The sequence below is a fragment of the Pseudofrankia saprophytica genome (genome assembly GCF_000235425.2).
In the GTDB taxonomy this organism is placed as follows: Bacteria; Actinomycetota; Actinomycetes; order Frankiales; family Frankiaceae; genus Pseudofrankia; species Pseudofrankia saprophytica.
The window spans coordinates 257327-260106 of the sequence record NZ_KI912267.1; the positions used below are offsets into that span (position 1 = coordinate 257327).

Genomic DNA, 2780 nt, shown 5'->3' on the forward strand with positions numbered 1-2780 from the left:
CAATATTCCCCACTGCTGCCTCCCGTAGGAGTCTGGGCCGTGTCTCAGTCCCAGTGTGGCCGATCGCCCTCTCAGGCCGGCTACCCGTCGTCGCCTTGGTAGGCCATTACCCCACCAACAAGCTGATAGGCCGCGGGCCCATCCCAAGCCAATAAATCTTTCCACACCACCAGATGCCCGAAGGTGTGAATATCCGGCATTAGCCCCGGTTTCCCGGAGTTATTCCAGAGCCTGGGGCAGGTTGCCCACGTGTTACTCACCCGTTCGCCGCTGACCCGAAGGTCCGCTCGACTTGCATGTGTTAAGCACGCCGCCAGCGTTCGTCCTGAGCCAGGATCAAACTCTCCATCGATGCTTTAAACTCCCTCGATGGGAGAAACCCCGGCAAAATATGGACACAGATCCGTAGATCGTCCATCAAATGCCAAAGGAACCTTACAAACCCCCACAGACAACACCACCAACCCGGCATCAAACCAGACCAGCAGCGCCACCCGCGGAACGGGGTATTTATGGCACTGACTTCTATGGCACGCTGTTGAGTTCTCAAGGAGCGGACGCATAAACCGGATCCACACCCTGTTGGGGTACTTCACCGACGCGTACCGACCGGAGCCGGTTGTACGCTACCAGTTCGTTTTCGTTCTCCGGCCCAAGGGCCGGAAGTGTTTCTCGCACCCGGTTTCCCGGGGCGCGGAGCCTGTCGAACTTTACGGAGCTTCCGAAGGGCTGTCAAATCCCGCCGCTGGCCGAATTTGGCGTCGCCCTGTCGTGTCCTGGAAACTTACCAGATGGTCCGGCGAGCCAATCGTGCGGCTCTTTCGCGGGTTTTTCTGGTCTGTCACCCGATACGACGACCCGATGTCGATTCACTCCGGCTGAGCCGGTTGACCGCCACTTTCGAGTCCTGGAGCACCTTACCTCGCCCCGTTTTGTCGACTTCATCGGGGCCCGGTGTCACGGTGCTCCGGCGACGATGCCGACCCCGGTCGCCGCGGCTCGCGCCGTAGCTGGTGAGGCGAGACGTAACGTTACACCCCGGCAAACTTGGTTTGTCAGGGGGGTGATGTGACGGTCCGCACCCGGCACGAGGATGGCCGGTGCGGATGCTCCGTGGCCCACGCGGGTCCGCCCGTAAGCCCACGCGGGTCCGCCCGGTGGTCCGCCGGGTCCGCCGGTTGCCCGCGAGGGTTCGCCCGCTCCGGCCGGACCCGTTCGCCCTGCTCCACGCCCACCGGCCCCGCCGAAGCCCGCGCCGCTCGAACGCGGGATCCCCCTCGACTCCCCATGGCGATGTGGCCACCGCGGCCAGGACGTCGGCGGCGCCTCGCCGGACCCAGGACGTGCCCGTCGGAAGCCGTCCCCTAGAGTCGACTCCCTGGCCACCGCTCCCTGGTCACTGTGTGCCTCCCGCGGCAGGACCTCGGTCACAGGTCCGGTCGCCTGCTCGTGCCACGAGGACGCGCCCGACCAGTCGTCTTTCCCTGCCGGTGCCGCGGCGACGTCAGGCGGCGGCGGCTGGCAACCGGCACCAGGCCGCGGGCACCAAAGCCGCGGGTACCAGGCGGCAGCCGGGTGCGCGGCGGCGGCCGGGTGTGCACCACCTCCAGACAGCTTCAGGATCCAGAGAGCTTCAGGAAACAACGCCAGCCAACAACGTCAACGAACGTTGTTGGCTGGCAACGTCAGGGCATCGAACGTCAGAGCACCGAAGAACGGACGAGCGACCGGTGAGAAGCCGATGAGCGACGTCGTGGGTACCCACGTGCGGACCAACCGGGACCGTTGGAACGAGATCTCCGACGACTACCAGCGCTTCAACGCCCCGCGGATCCGCGGCCAGGCGTTCACCGGAGACGTCGCCTGGGGCCTGTGGGGGCTGCCGGAGTCGGAGCTGAACATCTTCGGCGACGTCGCCGGGCTCGATGTGTTGGAGATGGGTTGTGGCGGCAGCCAGTGGTCGACGGCGCTCGCCCGCCGCGGCGCCAACCCGGTCGGGCTCGACCTCTCCGAACGCCAGCTGCAGCACAGCCTGCGCCTCCAGCGGGAGACCGGGCTGACGTTCCCGCTGGTCCAGGCGAGCGCCGAGGACGTGCCGTTCGCCGACGGCTCGTTCCACGTCGTGTTCGCCGACCACGGCGCGTTCTCGTTCGCCGACCCGCGCCACGCGATCCCGGAGGCGGCTCGGATTCTGCGCAATGGCGGGTTGCTGGCGTTCAGCCACATCAGCCCGCTCTACGAGATCACCGTCGAGGCGGGCGGTGACCGCGCGGGCCGCAGGCTGGCCAGGGACTACTTCGACCTGCGGATGTTCGCCGACGCCGACGGGCTCGTGAGCGCCAACCTGCCGTACAGCGAGTGGATCGGTCTGTTCCGCTCCTGCGGGCTGGTCGTCGAGGACCTGCTGGAGACCCGTCCGAAGGACGACCCGACCCTGAGCGGCCGCCAACGCGCGGACAACGAGTGGGCACGCCGCTGGCCATCGGAGTGCATCTGGCGCCTCCGCAAGGCGGACGCCCGGGCGTCCGCCGCCGCGCGCCCGTCCTAGATATCCCACGGTTCTAACTGTCAAGCGGCGATCTTCTGGTCGGTCTGGCTGGGCCAGGCGGTGGCTTCGTCGTAAGGGGTGTGGTGGCGTAGGCAGCCGTGGAGGATGCCGACGAGCCGGTTCGACAGTGCGCGTAGGGCCTGGTGGTGGGTGGCGCCGCGGGCGCGGTGGGCGTCGTAGTAGGCCCTCGCTCCTGGAGAGACGCCCAGCGCGGCGAAGGCCTGCAGGTAGA

Annotated in this window: 1 protein-coding gene, 1 pseudogene and 1 other annotated feature; of the genes and pseudogenes, one reads left to right on the forward strand and one right to left on the reverse strand. The window is 67.1% G+C overall.

Annotation, left to right across the window (positions count from 1 at the left end):
- Nucleotides 1-8: 8 nt before the first annotated feature.
- Nucleotides 9-306 (reverse strand) — a sequence feature (16S ribosomal RNA rRNA prediction is too short).
- 1435 nt (nucleotides 307-1741) lie between these two features.
- On the forward strand, nucleotides 1742-2548 hold the full coding sequence (locus tag FRCN3DRAFT_RS0235625) for a class I SAM-dependent methyltransferase (protein ID WP_007515507.1): 807 nt from the start codon (nucleotides 1742-1744) through the stop codon (nucleotides 2546-2548).
- 20 nt (nucleotides 2549-2568) lie between these two features.
- Here the strand turns inward: FRCN3DRAFT_RS0235625 and FRCN3DRAFT_RS47815 are convergent.
- Nucleotides 2569-2780 (reverse strand): annotated as a pseudogene (locus tag FRCN3DRAFT_RS47815) (IS110 family transposase); the annotation flags it as partial.

Coding starts and splice junctions, on each gene's coding strand:
- FRCN3DRAFT_RS0235625 (WP_007515507.1), top strand. CDS start 1,742: ATGAGCGACGTCGTGGGTACCCACGTGCGGACCAACCGGGACCGTTGG.